Genomic DNA, 3206 nt, shown 5'->3' on the forward strand with positions numbered 1-3206 from the left:
GTGGTTGTGATTTCCCCCGTATTTACGGCAGTACCCACCAGTGCTACAGCGCTGCCGATGTGCACATCATCGGTGAGGGCGTAGGGAACACCGAAGGCCACGCTGAAGTGCCGCGCGGATCTTGGCATTCAGGAGGTCGCGCCGACATTGTCGACTCCTGCAGGAGCGGATGCGCGCGCACCTTCCCCCTCACTGCAGACCCGCTGCGAGGAGCATTCACCTGTGCCGCCCAAGCCACTCAACCCTGACCAACATCCGTTCGGAGGCCCCCCGATGATCGAGCTTCGCGTCAACGGCGAGACACACCAACTGGACATCGACCCGCAGATGCCGCTGCTCTGGGCGTTACGCGAGCACGTCGGGCTCACTGGGACCAAGTACGGCTGCGGCATCGGCCAATGCGGCGCCTGCACCGTGCACCTGAACGACACCGCGGTGCGCTCCTGCTCGCTGCCTGTCAGCGCCGCCGCCGGCCAGCAGATCACCACCATCGAGGGACTCGCCGAGGGCCCGCAGGCTGCGGTGGGCAAGGCCGTGCAGCAGGCCTGGCAGGACCTCGATGTGGTGCAGTGCGGCTTCTGCCAGTCCGGCCAGATCATGCAGGCGGCGGCCCTGCTCACGTCCAACCCGCGCCCGGACGATGCGGCCATCGACAGCAACATGGCGGGCAACATCTGCCGTTGCGCCACCTATGCCCGCATTCGCAAGGCCATCCATAAGGCCGCCGCCGCGTTGGCCTAAGCCCGGAGGAGACGACCATGATTCAGCGCAAGATTGTCAATGTTAGCCGCCGCGGCTTTCTGCAGCTGTCCGCGGGCGCCGCCGCCGGCCTAACGATCGGTGTTTGGCTGCCCGCCCGTGGGCAGATGGCGAGTCCGGAGCGCGTCGCGGGCCCCGGCATGGCCGGCGGCGGCAGTGCTGCCGCCGGAGACTTCGCGCCGAATGCGTTCATCCGCATCGGCACCGACGACACCGTCACCGTCGTCTGCAAGCACCTGGAGATGGGCCAGGGCACCTACACTGGCCTGTCCACGCTGGTCGCTGAAGAGCTGGATGCGCGCTGGGACCAGGTGCAACCGGTGGGGGCGCCGGTAGATGCCGGGCGCTACAACAATCTCTTCTGGGGCGAGGTGCAGGGCACCGGCGGCAGCACGGCCATCGCCAACGCCTACGAGCAGATGCGCAAGGCGGGCGCCGCAGCGCGGTCTATGCTGGTCGGCGCCGCCGCGGCGCAGTGGCAGGTACCGGCAGCGGAGATCACAGTCGTCGACGGGATGGTCCGCCATCCAAAGAGCGGCAAGAGCGCGAGCTTCGGAGAACTGGCCGAGGCTGCGGCGGCACAGCCGGTGCCAGACGCACCCGAGCTCAAGGACCCGGCCAAGTTCAAGCTGATCGGCAAAGCCTTCCTGCCGCGCAAGGACAGCGAGGCCAAATGCACCGGCGTCGCGCAATTCACCCAGGACGTCCGGCTGCCGAACATGCTCACGGCCTGCATCGCTCGCTCGCCACTGTTCGGTGCGACGCTGCGCAGCTACGATGACAGCGCGGCCAAGGCCATCCCGGGCGTGGCCATGATCGTACAGGTGCCAACGGGCGTCGCCGTGCTCGGGTACGACTTCTGGTCTGCCAAACAGGGCCGCGACGCGCTCAAGGTGGACTGGGACACCAGCGGGGCATTCCGCCAAGGCTCGGACGAGATCCTCAGCAACTATCGCACGCTCGCGCAGACACCGGGCAAGCCGGTAACCAGCGTCGGCGACACCGATCAGGCCTTTGCGGATGCCACCACCGTCCTCGAGGCCGAATACAGCGTACCCTACCTCGCTCACGCGGCCATGGAGACCATGGACTGCGTGATCACGCCGGACGCCGGCGCCCCGGGTGAGACAGCCGGTGTGCGGGTCATCAACGGGGAACAGTTCCAGACCATCGATCAGCAGGCCATCGCCGGGGTGCTTGGGCTGAAACCGGAGCAGGTCCGCATCGAGATGCTCTACGCCGGCGGCTCCTTCGGGCGCCGCGCCAACCCGCAATCCGACTACCTGGTTGAGGCGGCGCAGATCTTCAAGGCCGCAGGCGGCGATAAGCCGGTGAAGCTGATCTGGACCCGCGAGGATGATACCCGCGCCGGCTACTATCGCCCGCTTTATCTGCACAAGGTCAAGGCCGGGCTGGACGCCAGCGGTAGACTCGTCGCCTGGCAACACCGCATCGTCGGCCAGTCCATCATCACCGGCACCGCCTTCGAGCCGGCATTGGTGGTGGAGGGGATCGACCAAACCTCAGTGGAAGGGGCCAAGGAGATTCCCTACGCCGTCCCCAACCGGTACGTCGACCTGCACTCCCCGCAGCTGCCGGTCACCGTGCAGTGGTGGCGCGCCGTGGGCTCCACGCACACCGCTTTCGCGGTGGAGTGCATGATGGACGAGCTCGCTGCCGCTGCGGGCCAGGATCCGGTCGACTTTCGCGTCGCGCTGATGGGCGAGCATCCCCGCGAGCGCGACGTGCTCAAGCTCGCGGCACAGCAAGGCGGCTGGTACGACCCGCCGCTGCCTGAGGGTCGCGGCCGCGGCATTGCTGTGCACAAGTCGTTCGGCAGCTATGTTGCGCAGGTGGCCGAGGTGACGCTCGACGGCAACGGCGGCTTCAGCGTCGATCGGGTGGTCATCGCCGTAGACTGCGGCACCGTCGTCAACCCAGACGTGGTGGTGGCCCAGATGGAGGGGGGCATGGGCTTCGGCCTGTCGGCGGCGCTGCTGAGCGAGATCACGCTGAAGGAAGGAGCCGTCGAGCAGTCCAACTTCCACGACTACCAGGTGCTGCGCATGGACAAGATGCCGGAGGTCGAGGTCCACATTGTGCCGTCCACGGAGCCGCCAACCGGCGTCGGCGAGCCGGCGACGCCGGTCATCGCGCCGGCGGTGGCCAATGCGCTGGCGGCGGCCACCGGCAAGCGCTTCTATCAGCTGCCGCTGCGATTGGCCGCGTGACACGCAGACATCACCCAAGCTGTCCGGGCAGGAAGTCAGTCCGCGAGGAGCGCAGTTGCGGCTCGACTGTGCTGTGCGACCCGGCAGGGTCCGGCGGGGTTTGACCCAGGACGTCGTCGCGGCAGCCCGGGAGCTGCTTACAACGCTCGCCGGCAGACGCGAGCGGCGCCTGCTTTGGCTCGCCGGCGGCGCCGCCTGGACATTGACGGAGGCGCG

The 3206-nt window shown here is 67.8% G+C and carries 3 protein-coding genes; 2 read left to right on the forward strand and 1 reads right to left on the reverse strand.

Going from position 1 to position 3206, the window contains the following annotated elements:
- On the reverse strand, positions 1-128 hold a 128-nt coding region (locus tag I6U14_RS07780), incomplete at its 3' end, for a DUF2061 domain-containing protein (RefSeq protein WP_296898244.1).
- A 145-nt stretch (positions 129-273) separates the two neighbouring features.
- Between I6U14_RS07780 and I6U14_RS07785 the strand changes: the two genes are divergently transcribed.
- On the forward strand, positions 274-741 hold the full coding sequence (locus I6U14_RS07785; RefSeq protein WP_296898242.1) for a (2Fe-2S)-binding protein: 468 nt from the start codon (positions 274-276) through the stop codon (positions 739-741).
- A gap of 17 nt (positions 742-758) precedes the next feature.
- Complete coding sequence (locus tag I6U14_RS07790) at positions 759-2990, forward strand: xanthine dehydrogenase family protein molybdopterin-binding subunit (protein ID WP_296898243.1); 2232 nt, start codon at positions 759-761, stop codon at positions 2988-2990.
- Positions 2991-3206: the final 216 nt, after the last annotated feature.

Origin of the sequence: Thiohalocapsa sp. (assembly GCF_019695415.1) — a bacterium.
Taxonomy (GTDB): Bacteria; Pseudomonadota; Gammaproteobacteria; order Chromatiales; family Chromatiaceae; genus Thiohalocapsa.

What these genes read in the sequence shown, in the direction of transcription:
- I6U14_RS07785 (WP_296898242.1), top strand. Translation starts at nt 274, where the DNA reads ATGATCGAGCTTCGCGTCAACGGCGAGACACACCAACTGGACATCGAC.
- I6U14_RS07790 (WP_296898243.1), top strand. Translation starts at nt 759, where the DNA reads ATGATTCAGCGCAAGATTGTCAATGTTAGCCGCCGCGGCTTTCTGCAG.